Genomic DNA, 17,434 nt, shown 5'->3' with positions numbered 1-17,434 from the left:
GGCATCACCTTCCGCCCGTTTCGGACCGAAGCCGCAGAAAGAGCTCATCTGCGCCGACGGCATTGTGGGCCGTTCCATCGCCACCTACTTCGGCGACCAGTTCGGGACGCCAGTTGAACACGGCTCCTCCGACCGCCAATTTGATGGAACCGTTCAGATGCCTCTGATCAAGTAGTTCACGAACCTTCCTGATATTCAGTGCCGTGGTCTGCATCATTGCTGAGACACCGATTACCGAAGCGCCGACCTCCTGCGCCTTTTCAACAAACTGTTCGGCCGGGATGTCGTTCCCCAGGTCATGAACCTCCCATCCGGCAGCTTCCAGAAACAGCCCCACGCTTCGCCTGCCGAGGCTGTGAAAATCATCCTCGATGTTGCCGATCACGACGGCGCCTTTATTCAACGATCTTTCATCTTTCTTAGGAATACAGCGCAACAGAGTGTCTTCAGCAATTTTCGATGCTACATAATTCTGGGCCAATGACATAGTCTGCTCTTCCCATTGCTTCCCCAGTCTGACGATAGCCGGATCGAGAATTTCGGCTATGACTTGCTGCGGGGGCATCCCGTCCGACAATGCTTCCTCTACGATGCGTGCCGCACCGGAGCGATCGGCCTCGATCATGGTTGCAAACAGCTTGTTGCTTAACTCTGCAGCATTCATGGGTGCCCCTTCTGAATTGGGAAATAGCAGATACTGTAGCTGAGTTTCCTGATCTGGCAACAGGACGTAGTACATTCATCGCACTTTGAATTTTTCTTTAAACTTCTGTTACCTGTCCGTCACTATTTGTAGTTTCTTAGTTTTCTGACTTTATTGCGATACTGGCAGCAATACCGTTGAGTGACAATGCGACCAACGGAAATACGGGCAATGGAATTTTAAGAGTCGCCTGTCACAGTATTTCAGTCGATCAGGTACTTACCCGACGGGCCGGGAGGTAACCGGGCCGAATTCGGCCCATTGCATCCTGCTGGTGGTGCATCGGTTTTCAAAGCTCCTGATTGGTAAAGCCCAGGTTGGGGAGCGTGCACCCGCGCGGCACCACCGAAATGAGGAGCCCGCCTCGTGCCGGGAGGCGGGCTCGTCTTCAAATGTCGAACGGGCCGGCCGGGAGCTGGAAGTCGGACGGTAAAACAGGGACTTGTGACACAAGCGTTGCACGTTCGTCCTTGACTCCGAGCTCCGACTACATTAAGATGCACTCATCGCCCTGTCGCCAGGGGGCAACAATTAAGGACGGAAAGGTGCCGGATTGCACCAGTGTCGTCGGACACGGTGCGGTTTGGCTTTTTTGTTTTAAGACCACCGCGGAGGTGCCATCGATGCAGAGCAAAGTTCAGAGCATGGCCATCTTTATCGAGTTCATTGCCGGGTCCGGCCTGGCAATCTTTTTTCATTTCGTGCTGCACCACCCGGAGGCCGCCTACCTCATCTTCGGGGTCGGCATCCTGTTGTCGCTCGCTACCTACCTCCTGCGCGAGGACATCGAGCTGACCCGCGCCGCGCTGATGGAGCAGTACGACCACGCCCACGACCTCACGTTCACCATGGCCCAGATCACCGATCCGGAGTGTCGCGACAAGGCGCAGGAAATCCTGGCCAGCACCCAGCGGACGTTCGCGCTGCTGCGCCAGGGGTACGTCCCCCTCGACGAAACCGAGTTCTACATGAAGGGAACCAAGTACTTCGGCGAAGCGAGGCAACGGGTCCGGGCGGTCGATCCCCTGACGGTGCATTGGGACAGCCGGGGGGCACTGGTCAATTACTACCAGGCGAACCTGCGGGCTTTAGAGCGGGGGGTGACCATCACGCGAATCTTCGTCATCCCCAGGGAAGAGTTGGGAGCCCCGGAGGTGCAGAAGGTCCTGATGCAGCAAAAAAGGGACGGGGTCGAGGTGCGGGTGGCCTTTCGCGAAGAGCTTCCGACCGCTACCGCTATCGGCGGACGAGATACCACCGGGGCGTTCGACTTCGCCATCTACGACGAAAAGGTTGCGACCGAGGTGTTCGGTCAACCGGGCAAATATTTCGGCCGCAAGACCCGCGATCCGGCTCTGGTCGAGAGTTACCTTCATCTGTTCAGCCTGATCGAGCATGGTTCCCACGCCCTTTCAGCCGATGAGGAAACCGTCCCTACCCCTTCCGTTCCGCTCCCCCTTGAGACCTGACGTCCCCCACCCCGGCTCCTCCTACCTTTGAATCCTTAATACCGTGCGCATCGACTCCATGTCAATCACAAAGGGGACCAAACCATCGTGAATTCTATAGGTTATGGAAATGATTGACCGGGGAAAAGGATGTTTCGGTGCGTCCGTTTTTTTGCGGATTGCTACTCGGCAGGAAGGGTTTGGTCGGAAAGGTTTGGATTATTCGCGCCCGGAAGGGCACTTCCAGCGGGTTGGTGCCGGTGCTTCCGGGGAAGGAAAGGTCGTTTAGGCACCCCCTTCACCCCGCCCGTCGCAAGCCGTGCTCTCGCAGGCGCCTTCGGAGGGAGAGGGAGGTCAATGTTGGCGCCAGGATGATTGATCCGGAACGCAAAAAGCCCCTCGGTCGGCGGACTGAGGGGCTTTTTGTTTTATGGTGGCGGTGCAGGGACTTGAACCCCGGACACTACGGATATGAGCCGTATGCTCTAACCAGCTGAGCTACACCGCCGAAACTGTTTGATTGTATGTTCCGGTCTCTCGGCTCGGCTTGAACTTGCCAGCGCCTCAAGAGCTTCACTTTATAGTCTCTTTGACTTTCTTTGTCAATAGAAAAAGACTGTACCTGCCTTGTCCGTCCCACTACTCCACGCTGGGTTAGAAAGAAAAGAATGCGAGATTAACCATCTTTTAACATGCTATACTGAGTTCATCACCGGAAATAAATGACTTTAAAAGCGAGGTGATAGGTCATGTTACGCTGGGCAGCCGTTTTCTTCGTCATCTCCATCATCGCTGCGATCTTCGGCTTCGCGGGTATCGCATCGGCTGCGGCGGGTATCGCCAAGGTCCTGTTCTTCATCTTCCTGGCGGTCGCCGTTATCATGCTGCTCATGGGGATCAGCGTCGGACGGTCCATCACTCACCATTAGGGCATCCCCTGCTGCTGGCGGGGGGCTTTCCATAAAATAGCAAAGGCGGCTTTGGGCCGCCTTTTTTTGTTGTAGATGGATGGGAACCCCATCCCCACCCTGTCCGTCGCCAGCCGCGCTCTCGCGCGCGCCCCTTGAAGGGAAGGAAACGTTGGGGCTCCCCCTCTCCTTCTATGCCGAAAGTAATGCCATTTTGTGCAGCTTTTATCCGGCTTCATTTCACGGTGGCAGGGAAACGGCCTTCATGGCCCAGGCGGTGCAGACCGCCCGCTGCGCGAGGGCGCAGCAGGAACGTCGCCAGCGCGGAGGCGACGGTCACTGCCACCCGGCCTAACGTGACGTAGCGTTTCACTTCTTGCTCCGGATGCCTTTTGATCCTTTTGGGAAGGGCATCGAGAATGGCCGCACTTTTCTTTACCAGTCGGGCCCTTTTGGAGGGGCGACGCATCGCAAGCCCTACCACTACTGCGGCGGCCGCGGCTCCGATCAGGGCTGCCGGTACCGGACGGCGACGACACGCCTCGGTCACCTTGACGTATCCGCGGATGGAATAGTCCTTGAGTGCATCCGCCGCATCGTGGACCAGGTTCTTCGGGGCCAGCCGGTCTTCAATGGTGTGCAAGGTATTGGAAATATCCGACTCGGTATCGCGGATGTCCTCCTGGATCCTGTCGGTGGTTTCCGGACCCGCCGTGGTCATTTCATCTCCGATTTTGCCCATTTTGCCGTCTCCTTCAGGGATTGTGTTGTTTTTTCCGGCGACATCTTCAGGTGGGAGAGATCCTTCTTCCCTTTCATCAGCAGCAACGCCCCCGCCAGGCAGAGGAACACGCCGACCAGCAGCGCGGAAAGCCATGCCGCTATGAAGCAGGCGATCCCGAGAACCAGTGCGGCCACCAGGGTGAGCATCCCGGTGTGCAGCAGGGCGCCCCCTACCCCAAGTGCCGCAACGTCCTTCACGATCTGGGTTACCTTGTTTCCCATCTCGATCCGAAACAGTTCCAGTTCCTTTTGAATCAGGCTGGTAGTCTCGTTCTTCAGGTCGGTGAAGAGCGCGCCGAGCGGTTCGTTTTCCCTCTTGTCAGTCATCGTCTCCTCCTGTATGCCCAGGTGCGCTGCCGTTACCGGACCTCGGCTCTTTTATGGTTCCGGGTGGCCCGCGGCCGCATGACAATGACCTTTGCCTTATTCTCCCTCATTCGCGAGCGGACCGTCCAGTGATGGCCGTACTGGCGCTCATGGTTTTGCCCAACCTGGCGTGCGACCTCGCCGCTGTGCATCCAATCCGTGATCGCTCCGCACCCGTCTTGGCATACCGGCAGATAGATGTATTGCGTATAGTCATGGTCCATGGCGTCCTCCTTGTGGTTAATAGATGGTGAACATACCTCGCCACGTAGTCAGGAATACTTCTTCTCACGCGTCCCCTCTCCTTCCTGGATTCTAGCGGGATGTCAAAAGCAAATCCCCCCTGCCCCCCTTCGCAAAGGGGGGAACGTAAGGTCTCGTGCAGCGCTTCGTAGTCAAATACTGGACGGCTTCCGAAATCCCGGAAAGGCAATTGGGTAAACAGTCTTTGCTCATTGCCCATTGCCTGGCTCATTGCCCCATGCTCTTGGTGCCGTGTCTGCGTCCTTCGTCGATGTCCGAACCTGGGGCCTGCCCCCCGGGCTTCCCGTTTGCCGCCGGCGGCGTTGCGGAACGATCACCGCCAATGCGGTTACCGGTTTCCTCGTCGATACGCGATCCGGTTTCCCCCGGCTGGCGTTCCCGGCCCGGACCGGCACCCGGTTCGGTCGCCCAACCACCGGAAGGAACGCTTCGTCCGCCCCGATGTCCGGCGGGATTTCGGCTCAGACGCTGGAACTGCCTGGCCCCCTTGCTCTTATCCAGCGGTTCGCCGCCGCTTTTGCTGCTGCAGCCGGATATGGCAACCCCGGAGAGCAGGGTAAGGACCGTAAGCGTGATCGCGTGTCGGTTCATGATCCATCCTTTGTTAGTAAATCCGGTCCACACCCTGCCCTCTTCAAGCTTGCGCTTTCCGCGCGCAACCTTGAAGGAAGGAAACGCCGGGTTCCCCCATCTTCGGGGCAGCGGATCCTTCCCTTGCGACAATTTGCTTCGGAAACTCACGCTCTTCATGAGATTCTCGTGGTCCGGGACCGCGAAAAACGAGTGTAACTATAGCAACAAAATTAGAATCGGCAAACCACGAGGAGCGTGGGAGGCAGTTCGATCTTCAGGATTGGAGGTAGAAACGCAAATCCCCCCCAGCCCCCCTTTGCTAAAGGGGGGAGTTAACGGGTTTGGCAAAGGGGGGAATCGTTGGCCTGTCGGCGTAATAGGTGGGCCAGGGGGGAGTGTTGGGACGTTGGAAGGTGGGTAATTTTGCGGTCCGGACCAGGATCGGTTATTTGCGGTCCAGATAAGGATCGGCAACTTGCCGATCCAGACAGGATCGGTTACTTAGCGCTCCAGACAAGGTCGGCGATGACGGGGCGGTGGTCCGAGGCGTCCTTGGTCCCGGTCCAGCAGCGAATGGCTTGCAGCTGATGCGAGGTCATGACGTGGTCCAGGCGCATCCAGGAGTAATTCAGCCACGGCAGGCGGCGATTGAGCAGGAAATGGCCGTAGGTGTAGCCGTAACCCTTCCCGGCCTGTGCAAAGGCGTCATGAAGGCCGACGTTGCGCAGCAGCATGCAGCTGAAGGATGGATCAGGCGAGTTCAGGTCTCCAGCCAACAGGACCGGATCGGTTTCCTGCGCCACGTAACGGGCCACGGTCTCGGCCTGACTCAAGCGGATCCGCACGTTCAGTTGCAGGCGGGAAATCGCGAACGGAAGGAATTCCGGCGTCCGGCGCACCGCGCCGAAGGCGTTCAGCCCCTCCCGGGGCGTTTGCAGGTGAACGTTGTAGATCACCAGTTTTCTGCCTCCGACCTCGGTCTCGCACCGCAAGCAGAGATGCTTTTCCTTGGGAGCGAACAGGGGCATCTCGCGCACTTCAGAGAGCGGATGCCTGCTCGCGATAACATATTGGCCAACGGAACGCAGGTACCACCCATTGAATAGCGGCATCAGGGGACTCTGGGGCAAGGTTGCCCCGCCGGCATCCTGGAAAAGGACCAGATCGGGATTGTTCCACTCCAGCTCCCGCATCAACTCTAACGTGCGGATTTTCTCCCTCATGCCGTACTTGGCGTTCCAGGTCATCACCCGAAAGGGTTTGGCAGCGGCGGTGGCGGATCCGGTCCCAAGAGGCCAGCAAAACCCCATCACCGGACCGAGGACCCAAACCACGCATAAGAGCGGGACCCAGATCAGCCGGGGGGCCAGAAACAGGTAGAGAACCAGCAGCAGAATGCCGGGGATGAGCCAGATCACTTGCGGGAGGTAGAGGTTCACCGCGCCGAACCACCACCGATCGGGTCCCAGGCGGTTCAGGATGGTGCCGCCGACCAGGAGGATGGCGTAAATGAGGGTCAAAAGGAGCAGAATATGTTTGGCTGCGGGCATAGCGGACCTCAGCGGGGTTGACTGCATCTTGAAGTTGAAAAGCGTAGCTGTTTCGCGGCCCCTACCCCCTCACCCGGTCCGTCGCAGGCAGCGCTTGGGCGCGCGCCCTCGCCAGGGGAGAGGGGCCGGAGTTTGAGATAGAGCAGGAGATTTCCTTTACGTGCCTGGGCGATCGCCGCGGCGTGCTTTCGTTCCCTGATCAAAAAAGGCGGAAGGAGATGGCTCCTTCCGCCTTTTGTTACCTACTCGTTTGATGGCTCAGGAAGCCCGGCCGGTTGCTCTCAGGATGTCCCACCCTTTCAGCAGGTCCAGAGCGCGCAGCACCTGGCTGTCGTTCTTGAAGGCATCGTCGATCTTGTACGGTGCCGGCTTGGCAGGCTTCTTCTCGTCGCCCGCATCCTTGCCGTCGTTCTCGAAATGGTTCTCCAGATCCTTCTCACGGATGTGCATCCCGTCCTTCTTCTCGGAGGTCTGGGTCATGTCGACGCGCTCGGCGACGATGTCCGGGGTGATCCCTTTGGCCTGGATGGAACGGCCGCTCGGGGTGTAGTACTTGGCGGTGGTGAGCCGGAGCCCGGAGTTGTCGGAGAGCGGGATGATGGTCTGGACGCTCCCTTTGCCGAAGCTCTGGACCCCCATGACCACCGCACGCTTGTGGTCCTGCAGGCAGCCGGCCACGATCTCCGAGGCGCTCGCGGAACCGGAGTTGATCAGCACCACGATCGGGTAGCCGCCTTCCTTGTTCCCCTTGCGGGAGGTGAAGCGCATCTTGGAGTCCTTCTCGCGCCCTTCGGTGTAGACGATCAGCTTCCCTTCCGGGATCCAGTGTTCGCAGACGCGGACCGCCTGGTCGAGGAGCCCGCCGGGATCGTTGCGCAGGTCGAGCACCAGGCCGCGCAGCGGGGCGTTGGCCTCCAGGGTCTTGAGCGCCTTCTCCAGGTCGTCGTCGGTCTTCTCCTGGAACTGGGAGATCCGGACGTAGCCGTAACCGTCGTCCAGGACCTTCGACTTCACGCTCTTGACCTGGATAATGTCGCGCTCGAGCACGAAATCCTTGGTCTTCTCGAAGCCCTCACGCATGATGGTGATGGTGACCTTGGACCCCTTCGGACCGCGCATCCGCTTCACCGCGTCGGTGATGGTCAGATCCTTGGTGTACTTGTCGTCGATCTTGAGGATCTGGTCCCCCGCCTTGATGCCCGCTTTGAACGCCGGGGTGTCTTCGATCGGGGAGATGACGGTCAGGATGCCGTCCTTGATGGTGATCTCGATGCCGAGGCCGCCGAAGGCGCCCTTGGTGTCGATCTTCATCTCCTTATACGTCTCGGGGGGCATGAAGGAGCTGTGCGGGTCGAGGGACGTCAGCATCCCGTTGATCGCGCCGTAGATCAGCTTCTTGGTGTCCACCTCTTCCACATAGCTTTTCTTCACGATGGAAAGAACGTCGGTGAAGAGCTCGATGGACTCGTAGTCGTTCCCCCCTGCCACGCAGCGCCGCTGGGTGCCGAAAGCGACGAGCAGCGCCAGAAGGGAAACGGTGCAGACGATAAGGGTTCTTTTGCCAAATTTCCTACCCTTGAACATTATGCCTCCCAGTTGAGTGTTACCGAAGTCTCTATTCTTACCTGAACCAAGGGGACGGGTCAACCGGTTTCCCCTGGTAGCGGATCTCAAAATACAAAATTGGTCCTTTACTGGAATCAAGATCCCCCACCGAGGCGACGACGTCGTTCTTGGCGACCTTCGCACCCACCCGCTTGGCGATCGAGGCGGCGTGGGCATACAGGCTGAAGAACCCGCCGCCATGGTCGATGATCACCATGTTGCCGTACCCCTTGAAGTAGTTGGCAAAGATGACCTCACCGTCGTAGATGGCGTGGATCGGGGCCCCGGCCGGCGCCGCAATGGATATGCCGTTGCTCACCGTGAAGGACTCGAAGGTGGGATGTTTATGCCTGCCGAAGCGGTCGACGACATTGCCCCGAACCGGAAGGGAGAGTCTCCCCTTCTGCCCCCCGAGCCCCTGGTCGGGAACCTGCACCGTGGGGGGCTCGTTCAGCCCCGGACGCGTGGGCTGCGGGGTGTGCTTGGCGAGCCTCCCTTTGGGGGTTTTCGGAACAGACGCCCGGCGCGCCCGGGCTTCGAGCTTTTGCACCATGGTTTGCAGCCGGCGGGCGTTGGCCTGGAGCTCCTTGATGCTCGCCTGGTACTGCTGCTTGTCCTGGCGCACCTTTACCAGGTAGGTCGACTTCTTGCTCTTCTCCTGCTCGATCTCCCGCTTCTTGGCCTCGATGTTGCGCCGGATCCCTTCCTTTTTCTGGGCGTCCTTTTCCAGGCTCGCCTTGAGCACCTTGAGCTGGTCGAGGTCGGCGCGGTACTGGGTGAAGAGCTTGCGGTCGTTTTCCACCACGCTCCGCATGTAGCGGAGGTTCTCCGACATCTGGGGAAGCGACTCGGAGGAGAAGTAAGCGCGCAGGTTCCCCACCTCCCCTCCCTTGTAGGCGGCGACCACGCGGCGGTTGATCTGGGCGCGCTTTTTTTCCGCCTCCCGGCTCACCCGGTCGATCTCCCCCATGGTGCGCCCGATCCCCTGCTCAACCGAGGCGAGGTCGCGCCCCAGCGAGGCCAGGGCGGCCTGCTTTTCCTTGAGCGAGCGCCCCATCACCTCGATCTCGCCGGAGACCTGGGTCTCGACCTTCTTGGTCTTGGTCAGGAGACGGTTCTTCTCGTTGATCTCCTTTTTCACCCCCTGCAGATCCTCCTTCGCCCCGGCCAGGGCCGGGAGGGGGGCAAGGAGCACCAGGAGTGCCACGGCAGTTATGCGCTGGATCAATACCATGTCAGATGGTGATGAAACGGCGCAGCGACGCGAGGCTGCCGAAGAAGCCGAGAAAGACGCCTCCACCGAAGATCGCCGCGAGGTAGGCCGGCGGCAGGAACAAGATGCCGTAGGCGGCGGGGTTCACGCTCAAAAAGTTGCCGGCGTTGTTGAGGAAGAGATAGTAGCAGCCGGTCAGAAGGGCAAGGGACAGGACCGCGCCCAGCGCCCCCTGGAGCACCCCCTCGATGAGAAAGGGGGCCTTCATGAAGAAGCGGGTCGCCCCGACCAGGCCCAAGACCTCGAGCTCTTCCTTGCGGGCGTAGACGGTGAGCTTGATGGTGTTGGAGACGATGAAGAGGACCGCCAGGGCGAGGAAGGTACCGAGCACCGCACCGACGATCCGGACGAAGTTCATGAAGGTGTTGAAGCGCTTCACCCACTCCTCGCCGTACTGGACCTCGCCGATCCCGGCGACCTTCTTGAGCGCCTTCACGTAGCGGTCCAGCTCGGCCCCGTCGCGGTGGTCGCGGTCCAGGGTGATCTCGAAGGAGGACGGGAGCACGTCGGCGGTGATCCCCTCCAAAAGGGACTCCTGACCCTTGAGCCGTTTGCGGAAGCGCTGCACGGCTTCCTCCTGGCTCACGTAGCGGACCTTCTTGGTGCCGGGAATCGCCTCCACCCGCGTCCTCAGGGCGGCCGCGGCAAGCGGGGTCGGCTCCTTGTCGAAGTAGGCGGTGATCTGCACCTTCTCGCTCCACCCCTCAGCCATCCCCTGCAGGTTCACGTAGACCAGGAGAAAGAGGGAGGTCAGAAGCAGCGCCAGGGTGATGGTCGCCACGGTGACCATGGAAACGAAGAGGTTCTGCTTGAAGTTGGTGAGGGCGCGGGCCCAGAAGTAGCCGAACTTGCCGAAGAAACCTTCGCGCGCCTGCTTGGGACGGATCGCCCCCTTGGCCTTATTTTTGTTCATCGACGACCTCCACCACGTGTCCCTTCTCCAGACGGATCACCCGGCGGTGCGAGTTCTCGATGACCCGCCGGTCATGGGTGGCGACCACCACGGTGGTGCCGCGGACGTTCGCCTCCTTGAAGATGGAGAGGATCTCTTCCTTGTTGGCGTCGTCGAGGTTGCCGGTCGGCTCATCGGCGATGAGGATCTTGGGATCGTTCACCAGGGCGCGGGCAAGCGCCACCCGCTGCTGCTCGCCACCGGAGAGGCGGGGCGGGTAGGCGTTCACCTTGTCGGCGATCCCCATCCGCTTCAGCACCTGGTAGACCTTTTGGCCGATCTCCCGTTTCCCCCACCCCAGGACCTCCAGGGTGATGGCCACGTTTTCCAGGACGGTGCGGGTCGGCAGGAGCTTGTAGTCCTGGAAGACCACCCCGATGGAACGCCTGAGGTACGGGATCTGGCTTTTGGAGAGCATGGCGAGGTTCTGCCCGTCGATGAGGACCTGGCCCCGGGTCGGTTTCAGGTCGGCGTAGAGGAGCTTCAAGAGGGTCGATTTGCCGGCGCCGGAAGGACCGGTCAAAAAAACGAAGTCCCCCTTGGAAATCCGGAGGGAGACGTCGGAAAGCGCAGTGCTTTCGCCGGGATAGGACAGATGAACGTGATGCAGTTGAATCATCGAGAAGGTTGCCTCGTTTTTAGTGTGAAGGCCTCAGTATTCGTTGTAGGCGGTGCCGTTGGAGTCCTTGAGCTCGGATTTGCTGTGGACGTCGTAGACCGATCCTTTTACGTCCGGTCCCATCTCAGGGGGGGGCGGAGCGACGACCCAGTCCTTGTCCTTGGTGAACGGGTCCGCGGGAATAGCTTTGAGGTACTTCTTGTCCACCAGCTCCTGCAGCGAATCGGGGAATTTCCCCTGGTCGGCGTAGAACTGGTCGATGGTGGTGCGCAGCGAATAGAGGTCTTCGCGCAGCACGGTCTCCCTGGCCCGGACGATCCCCCACTGGTAGCTCGGGGCAGCGATGGCCGCCAGGATGCCGATGATGGTCATGACGATCATCAGCTCGATCAGGGTGAAGCCCCGCCTGGATTTCAGTAGCCTCTTCAGCATTTACCAGTCCTTGTATTTGGTGCCGTCGATGGCGGTCCCGTCGCTGTACGAGGAGACGTCGTAGACGTCCTCTCCCCCCCAGCTCGTGCTGTCGGCATCATCAGTGTAGGAATGCAGGCGCCAGAGCTTGTCCTCGTTCTCATCCGGCTTGGCCGGATTGAACGGGTCGGTCGGGATGCGGCGCAAAAAGCGCTTCTTGTAGTTGTACAGCCCGCCGAAGTCGTCCCCTTCGATCAGTTTCTTGAGCGATTCGGGATAGCCGGACTTGTTGATGACGACGTTGATCTTCTTCTCGTCGATCGCCTTGTCGTAGCTTTTCTTGTATTCGTCGATGGCGGTGCGGATTTCCCGGAGGTTTCTCCGCAGCACCATCTCCTTTTGACGCTTGGCCGAAATCTGCGAGGTGGGCAGCACCATGGCGGCCAGTATCGACAGGATGACCATGGTGACCACGAGCTCGATGAGACTCAGTCCGCGCCTGTTTTTGAGGATGTTTTTCATGATACTCCCCGCCCGAGGCGGGCTACTTCACCTCCACAACGGAGTTGTAGGGTACGACCTCGAGCTTGCTCCCGGAGCGGCTTTTGAAAGTCGGATTGGCGACCCCGATGGGGGCCGCGCCGGGGGTGAGGGCCCGGAAGGTGACGGCGGCAAGGGTGCCGGTCCCCGAGGCCCCGGTGGCGGCGTCGACCCGGGAAAGGGCCATCCAGAGCTCGCCTTTCTTGCGGTCCGGGAACGCCTGGAAGGTGGTTTTTGCTCCCCCCTGCGTCATGAAAGTGCCTTCCACCTGGGTCACCAGTTCCAGACGTACCGGGTCGTAGGTAAGGGCAAAGGCGGCATCGTTGAGGTCCTTGGCACCGCTTTGGGTCACCTTGACCACGAACTGCTCGTTGGTTTTGACCGAGGCGGGAAAATCGACCGAAAGCGCCACGGTCGCGGCAGGGAGTGCAGCGACCGGCTTGGCCGCAGCCTTGGCGGCACCGGCTTGGGGCTGAGGCTGGGGCTTCGCCTGCGCCTGCGGCACCGGGGTCGGGACCGGGGTTGCCACGGCGGGGGCGGCCGCCTTGGCGCTTTGCTGTACAGCGGGAACCGGGGCCGCCGGGGCCATGGCACCGGCCGGGGTCGGCGGCGCAGGCACGGGGACCGCGGCCGCGTTGGCCGCCGGGGCCGCCTGCGCGGCGGGCAGCACCGGCTGCGGCGCCGGCTGAACCGGCTGGGGAACGGGTGCGGCGGTCAGCGGGGCACCGGCCGGGGTGGCGGGAGCGGTCGCCGCCGGTGTCACCGGGGTCGGCAGCACGGTGGTCGCCTTGGCCGGGGTGGTGACGCCCGGGGCCAGGGTCAGCGCGTCGGCCTCGTGGCGCCGGCTGCGCGAGGTGCCCGGAACGGCGGTCTGCGGCACGCCGGTCCCGGTCGCCGCCGGGGCGGCATTCAGGTCCGCATCCTGGCTGAAGGAGGCGTACGGCTTGTTGGTGGAAGGATCATCCTCGCGCCCGGACCAGAAGGCCGCCACCTCCCCTTCCGGGACGGTGACCGCCCGCACGATGCGGGGGGTGATGGCGAGCATGAGCTCCTTCTTCGTTGCGGTGTCGTTGGTGTTGGTAAAGAGCGCTCCGATTACCGGGATGTCCCCCAGGAAGGAGACTTTGTTCTTGCTGTCGCTCTTATCGCGCTCGATCAGGCCGCCGATGATGCTGGTCTCGCCGTCTTTGAGCGACAGGACCGTGTCGAGGTTCCTGGTGCCGATGGTGACGACCGTGGTCGCCTGGTCGGTACCGACGGTGTCCCGCTGCAGGATCGAGCTCACCTCGAGGCCGAGCTTGATCGAGACGTCGTTGTTGAGCTGGATGGTCGGCTCCGCGTTCACCTTGACCCCGACGTCGACGTACTGGACGTTGACGGTCACCCCGCCGCCGGTCGGCGACGACGTGGTGGTGATCGGGACCCTGGTGCCGACGTTGAACTTCGCCTTCTCCCGGTTCTTCACGCGGATCTTCGGATTGGAGAGGGTCTCGGCGTTGGAGACGGTCTTCCCGAAGTTGAAGGTCGCGGTGGGGACGGTGAGGTACCCGTTGAAGTTGCGGTAGTTGAACAGATGCAGCAGGTTGGACGGCCCGGCCGCACTGGTCGTGGTCGTGGTGCCGGTGGTGGTGGTCGTGGTCTGGCTCAGGGTGTCGGCAAAGAACGGGTTGGTGCCGCCCGAACCGGGGGGGGTGACCCCGAGGGAGGTGGCGTAGCGCGACAGGGCAACCCCGAAGTTTTCCGCGTCGCTTTTGGAAAGCTCGAACACCTCCACGTCGAGGAGCACCTCGGCGTCGGGGACGTCATTGGCCTCGAGGATCTTGCGCGCCACCTCGATCACTTCCGGGGTGTCCCGGATGACCAGGGCGTTCATCTCCTCGTTCACGTAGATCTTCTTGACCTGGAGCATGGTCCGGATCAGGTTGACCGCCTTCTTCGCGTCGAGCTTGTTCAGGTAGAAGGTCTGCAGGAAGAGCTCTTCGTACTGCTTGGCCTTCTCGGGGGTCCTGGGGTACAGGATGATGGTGCTCTCGTTCAAGACCTTGCGGCCGAGCTTGTTCATCCCGGTGATGATCTCCATCGCCTGCTGGAAGGTCGCGTTCTCCAGAAACAGGGAGATGTTCACGTCCTTCACCGCGTCGTCGAAGATGAAGTTGATCCCGGAGAGCTGGGAGAGGATGTTGAAAATCTCCTTGAGCTTCGCGTCCTTGAACTTGAGGGTGATCGGCTTGGTGGACTTGAGGTTGAGCTCGAAGCCGTCCAGTTTCGGGTGGCGGGTCTTGACGATCCGGTCCACGCCGGCTTTCGCCTCGGGGAAGTCGGGCTGGAACTCGAGCGCCTGGCGGTAGGCGTCCAGCGCCTCGCGCGGCTTGCGGTTTTTCTCGAAGTCTTCACCCTGCTGGTAGTAGGTGCGGGCGTTGATCATCCGCTGCACCGCATCGGCCTGCTGCTTCGCCTGGGTCTGGGTCGGGTCGATGGCATAGGCGCTTTGGTACTCGCGCAACGCATCGGAGTAGTTCTTGGCCGCGTAGAACGCCTCGCCCTTCTTGTAGTGGGCACGCGCCGCCGCCTCGGTGACCCGGAGGTAACGGACCCGGTACTCCCCGACGTCGGGATTGGCCGCGGCCACCTCGGCGTACTTCACCAGGGCGGCATCCAGATTCCCGTCGCGCTCCAGTTTCTCCGCCTTGGAAAAGGCGCTCCGCCCTCCGGTACAGCCGGACAAAAGGAGCAGCGTCATGAGCGGGATGATGAGGGTGCGTAGGTGGTGCATGGCGTTACTCCTTAGCGTCTCCCGGAGCGCTGCGGGATCAGCGCCCGGTTTTCCATCAACGGAATGACCACTTCCTTCCCGCTGCTGCGGGTGCCCAGGGTCAGGGCATCGTCGGTAAGTGCGACCACGGTGAATTTACCGGCCACCGTCGAGCCCTTCTTCGCCAGAAAGATCTCCTTCCCGTTGGAAAGAAAGATCGTCTTGCTCCCTTCCTTGTTCAAGAAACCGAGGAAGGTGAACCGGGAAAGCTCCTCGAAATCCTTGTCCTCCGGCGGTGGAGGGGGAGCCGGAGGTCCGGCCGCGACCAGCGGCGGCTGTTTCGGGGGGGGCGGCAGCGGCAGCGGCCGGGGCGGCAGCGGCAGCGCCTTGACCGGAGGGAGCTTCACCTCCTCCCGGAAGATCGGGCTGAAGATGTTCCTGCGAAACCCGCTGTAGGCGGGGAGCTGCCGGTCCATCAGGGCCATGTCGAGCCCCCCCTGGTCCCGCGCCGGGCCCGCCGGGGCGGCAGTTCCCTTGGTCGGGGCGGACTTGCGCACCGGCACCGGCACCCCGGGACGGTACTTGAGCTGGGTCACCTTTTCCTGGTGCGGGGCGCGCAGCACGGCCGAGACGACCGCGCCGAAGAAACAGAGTACCAAAACGGCGAGCAGGAGCTTCTTCCGGTTCATGCTCCCTCCGTCTTCAGGTAGGCGGTGATCTGGACCCTGAGGTCGATCCGTTCCTCGGTCGGGCTCGGGTTCATCAGCGAGACCGAATCCAGGGTCACCATCTCCGGGGTACGGGTCAGGTCGGCGATGAAGCTTTTGACCGAACCGTAGTGGCCGCTCACGGTGAAACCGATATCGTAGCTCAAGAGACCCTGGTCCTTGACCACCGTCGGTTTATAGCTGACCTGCTTCAGGGAGAGGGCGTTGCGCTGGGCATCCTCGAAGAGCCGGGACAGGAAAGCGGGGAAGGACTTCTTGTCCAAAACCCGTTCCCTAAACAGCTTCAGGTCGGCCTCGGCGGCGCGGTAGCGCGCGGCAGGAGTGCCGGCGGCCGCGCCGGAGGCGTTTCGTCGGGCCGCCGCCAACTCGTTTTGAGCCCGATCCAGGGCCGGCTCGGCGACGAAGGCGCCGTATCCCCAGGCGGCCAGGGAGCCGAACAGGATCAGGCCGAGCAAAAGGAGCGCGCCGCGCTTGGCCCGTGCGATATCTCGGAGCATCTCGTAGTTCATCGCAAGTTCACCCGTGTGGAGAGCCCGAAAAGAATCCCCTGCTGTGTCAGCCCCACCTTCGCCTCGCTCTGGCTCAGGATGTAGACCTCGGAGAAGTACGGGGAGTGTTCCATGTTTTCCATGAGCTGGCGCAGGTTGGTGAAGTTGCGTGCCGCCCCGCCGATCTTGATCAGGTTGTCGTGCGGGTTCGGCTCGATCCGGTTCAGCGCGACCCCTTCCGGGACGGTCGCCTCCAGGGCGTCGAGCAGGCCCAGCCAATTGAGCCCTTTGCGCTCCAGGACCGTGTTGGCAAAGGCGATCCGGGCCTTCACCACCCGGTACTGGCTCTCGTTGACCACCTCGACCTTGCCGGTTTTGGCAAGCGCCGCCGCCTCGCCCCGCGCCCGCCGCACCTCGCCGGCCAGATAGGCGGTCCGGTTGAGCTGGAAGGCAAGCAGCAGCAGACATACTAAAAACGCGCCGCCCAGGATGCCGTTGACCATGCGGTGGTCGATATAGCGCCGGGTGGCGAGGTTGATCCGCAGTTTCATCGCAGACTCCTCAGGGCCGCCCCGATACTCCCGGTGAGGGCATGGAAGGTCTCCCGGGAAACCTTGAGGTTGGGACGGGCGACCACCCGTTCCGGGTCGAGCAGCACCGGCTCGATGCCGCTCGCCTCGGCGACGACGGCACGGAAGACCTCGGCGTCGGCGGCGTCGGCCAGGCAGAAGATCTCCGAGATGACCTGACCGGGGTTGCGGTCGTTGTATACCAGAAGCGAGCTGTTGATCTCACGGAAAAGGGCCTGCCCGTCGCCGGGGAGTGCCTTGCTCCGGTAGAACGAGAGGATCCCGCCGTAGAAGATGAAAATGTTGAGGGCCCCGCCGTAGTAACTCACCAGGGCGCCGTTTTCCGCCAGATCGAGCCGGTTGGCGAAGAGGCGGTAGAGACTGAAGGAGGTGAAATCGATGCGCCGCGCCTCGATTCCGGCCTCGGCGAAAAGATCCTCGTACTGCGTCACCACCTCGCGGGCCACCATCGAGACCAGCACGGTCAGGGCGCCGTTTTCCCGCTCGGCAAGGGTCTGGTAGTCCAGCTGGACGCCGGCGATGTCGTAGGGGAGGCTTTTTTTCAGCTTCCAGCGGATCAGCTCCGCCCCCTCCTCCCGGTTTTTGAAGCGGGCCTCGAGGTCGAGGAGCATCACCCGGCCGCAGGCGTCCGGGATGGAGAGCGAGATCCCCTTCTCGTCGGAGGGGAGCTTGAGCCGCGCCTCGTTGATCGCGCTGACGAAGCGCCGGGTCTCCAGGACGTTGGGCTCCCGGCGGGAAACGCGCAGGACCTCGGCCGGGAGCACGACCTGCTCGAACCCCTCCAGCCGCGGGGCCTTGGCCGACCCGCCCAAAAGCGCGAGGGTAACCCCCCCCGGGGCGATTTCGGCCCCCACTCCTTTCCTGGCAAAGATGCTCACGCC

The 17,434-nt window shown here is 61.6% G+C and carries 18 protein-coding genes and 1 tRNA gene; 2 read left to right on the top strand and 17 right to left on the bottom strand.

Annotation, left to right across the window (positions count from 1 at the left end):
• Positions 1 to 4: 4 nt before the first annotated feature.
• Complete coding sequence (locus tag JFN93_RS16685; RefSeq protein ID WP_236021774.1) at positions 5 to 739, bottom strand: cobalamin B12-binding domain-containing protein; 735 nt, start codon at positions 737 to 739, stop codon at positions 5 to 7.
• A gap of 587 nt (positions 740 to 1,326) precedes the next feature.
• Between JFN93_RS16685 and JFN93_RS16680 the strand changes: the two genes are divergently transcribed.
• On the top strand, positions 1,327 to 2,172 hold the full coding sequence (locus JFN93_RS16680; protein WP_199385251.1) for a hypothetical protein: 846 nt from the start codon (positions 1,327 to 1,329) through the stop codon (positions 2,170 to 2,172).
• A 410-nt stretch (positions 2,173 to 2,582) separates the two neighbouring features.
• Here the strand turns inward: JFN93_RS16680 and JFN93_RS16675 are convergent.
• Positions 2,583 to 2,659, bottom strand: a tRNA-Met gene (locus tag JFN93_RS16675).
• A 241-nt stretch (positions 2,660 to 2,900) separates the two neighbouring features.
• Between JFN93_RS16675 and JFN93_RS16670 the strand changes: the two genes are divergently transcribed.
• On the top strand, positions 2,901 to 3,080 hold the full coding sequence (locus JFN93_RS16670; RefSeq protein ID WP_199385250.1) for a DUF1328 domain-containing protein: 180 nt from the start codon (positions 2,901 to 2,903) through the stop codon (positions 3,078 to 3,080).
• A 214-nt stretch (positions 3,081 to 3,294) separates the two neighbouring features.
• Here the strand turns inward: JFN93_RS16670 and JFN93_RS16665 are convergent, their stop codons facing one another.
• The 15 genes from JFN93_RS16665 to pilM all read right to left on the bottom strand — a co-directional run bounded on the left by JFN93_RS16665 (position 3,295) and on the right by pilM (position 17,431).
• Positions 3,295 to 3,801: a DUF3618 domain-containing protein gene (locus tag JFN93_RS16665; RefSeq protein ID WP_199385249.1), complete on the bottom strand. Its 507-nt coding sequence runs from the start codon at positions 3,799 to 3,801 to the stop codon at positions 3,295 to 3,297.
• A complete protein-coding gene (locus JFN93_RS16660) occupies positions 3,777 to 4,169 on the bottom strand; it encodes a phage holin family protein (RefSeq protein WP_199385248.1) in 393 nt (130 codons plus the stop codon). The genes JFN93_RS16665 and JFN93_RS16660 overlap by 25 nt, the downstream gene beginning before the upstream one ends.
• A gap of 510 nt (positions 4,170 to 4,679) precedes the next feature.
• The gene (locus JFN93_RS16655) at positions 4,680 to 5,063 is read right to left on the bottom strand and encodes a hypothetical protein (RefSeq protein WP_199385247.1); all 384 of its coding nucleotides are present in this window, start codon (positions 5,061 to 5,063) and stop codon (positions 4,680 to 4,682) included.
• A gap of 479 nt (positions 5,064 to 5,542) precedes the next feature.
• The gene (locus JFN93_RS16650; protein WP_199385246.1) at positions 5,543 to 6,595 is read right to left on the bottom strand and encodes an endonuclease/exonuclease/phosphatase family protein; all 1,053 of its coding nucleotides are present in this window, start codon (positions 6,593 to 6,595) and stop codon (positions 5,543 to 5,545) included.
• Positions 6,596 to 6,853: 258 nt separating this feature from the next.
• Positions 6,854 to 8,179: a S41 family peptidase gene (locus JFN93_RS16645; RefSeq protein ID WP_199385245.1), complete on the bottom strand. Its 1,326-nt coding sequence runs from the start codon at positions 8,177 to 8,179 to the stop codon at positions 6,854 to 6,856.
• A gap of 37 nt (positions 8,180 to 8,216) precedes the next feature.
• On the bottom strand, positions 8,217 to 9,425 hold the full coding sequence (locus tag JFN93_RS16640; RefSeq protein ID WP_328754196.1) for a murein hydrolase activator EnvC family protein: 1,209 nt from the start codon (positions 9,423 to 9,425) through the stop codon (positions 8,217 to 8,219).
• Between the two features lie 10 nt (positions 9,426 to 9,435).
• Positions 9,436 to 10,386, bottom strand: a complete 951-nt coding sequence (gene ftsX / locus JFN93_RS16635; protein ID WP_199385243.1) for a permease-like cell division protein FtsX — start codon at positions 10,384 to 10,386, stop codon at positions 9,436 to 9,438.
• Positions 10,373 to 11,044, bottom strand: a complete 672-nt coding sequence (ftsE, locus tag JFN93_RS16630; RefSeq protein ID WP_199385242.1) for a cell division ATP-binding protein FtsE — start codon at positions 11,042 to 11,044, stop codon at positions 10,373 to 10,375. The genes ftsX and ftsE overlap by 14 nt, the downstream gene beginning before the upstream one ends.
• A gap of 33 nt (positions 11,045 to 11,077) precedes the next feature.
• The gene (locus JFN93_RS16625; RefSeq protein WP_328754188.1) at positions 11,078 to 11,476 is read right to left on the bottom strand and encodes a type IV pilin protein; all 399 of its coding nucleotides are present in this window, start codon (positions 11,474 to 11,476) and stop codon (positions 11,078 to 11,080) included.
• Entirely contained in the window at positions 11,477 to 11,977 is a 501-nt protein-coding gene (locus JFN93_RS16620) for a type II secretion system protein (RefSeq protein WP_199385241.1), read from the bottom strand.
• Between the two features lie 22 nt (positions 11,978 to 11,999).
• Positions 12,000 to 14,768: a secretin N-terminal domain-containing protein gene (locus JFN93_RS16615; protein ID WP_199385240.1), complete on the bottom strand. Its 2,769-nt coding sequence runs from the start codon at positions 14,766 to 14,768 to the stop codon at positions 12,000 to 12,002.
• An 11-nt stretch (positions 14,769 to 14,779) separates the two neighbouring features.
• Positions 14,780 to 15,436, bottom strand: coding sequence for a type II secretion system protein PulP (locus JFN93_RS16610; protein ID WP_199385239.1), 657 nt, complete (start codon positions 15,434 to 15,436; stop codon positions 14,780 to 14,782).
• Entirely contained in the window at positions 15,433 to 15,984 is a 552-nt protein-coding gene (pilO, locus tag JFN93_RS16605) for a type 4a pilus biogenesis protein PilO (RefSeq protein WP_199385238.1), read from the bottom strand. The genes JFN93_RS16610 and pilO overlap by 4 nt, the downstream gene beginning before the upstream one ends.
• Positions 15,981 to 16,514, bottom strand: coding sequence for a PilN domain-containing protein (locus JFN93_RS16600; RefSeq protein ID WP_199385237.1), 534 nt, complete (start codon positions 16,512 to 16,514; stop codon positions 15,981 to 15,983). The genes pilO and JFN93_RS16600 overlap by 4 nt, the downstream gene beginning before the upstream one ends.
• Positions 16,511 to 17,431, bottom strand: coding sequence for a type IV pilus biogenesis protein PilM (gene pilM, locus JFN93_RS16595; protein WP_328754184.1), 921 nt, complete (start codon positions 17,429 to 17,431; stop codon positions 16,511 to 16,513). Before pilM ends, JFN93_RS16600 begins: the two co-directional genes overlap by 4 nt.
• Between the last annotated feature and the right edge of the window lie 3 nt (positions 17,432 to 17,434).

Origin of the sequence: Geomesophilobacter sediminis (genome assembly GCF_016458275.1) — a bacterium.
Taxonomy (GTDB): Bacteria; Desulfobacterota; Desulfuromonadia; order Geobacterales; family Geobacteraceae; genus Geomesophilobacter; species Geomesophilobacter sediminis.
This window is presented reverse-complemented; position numbering and strand designations above follow the sequence as displayed.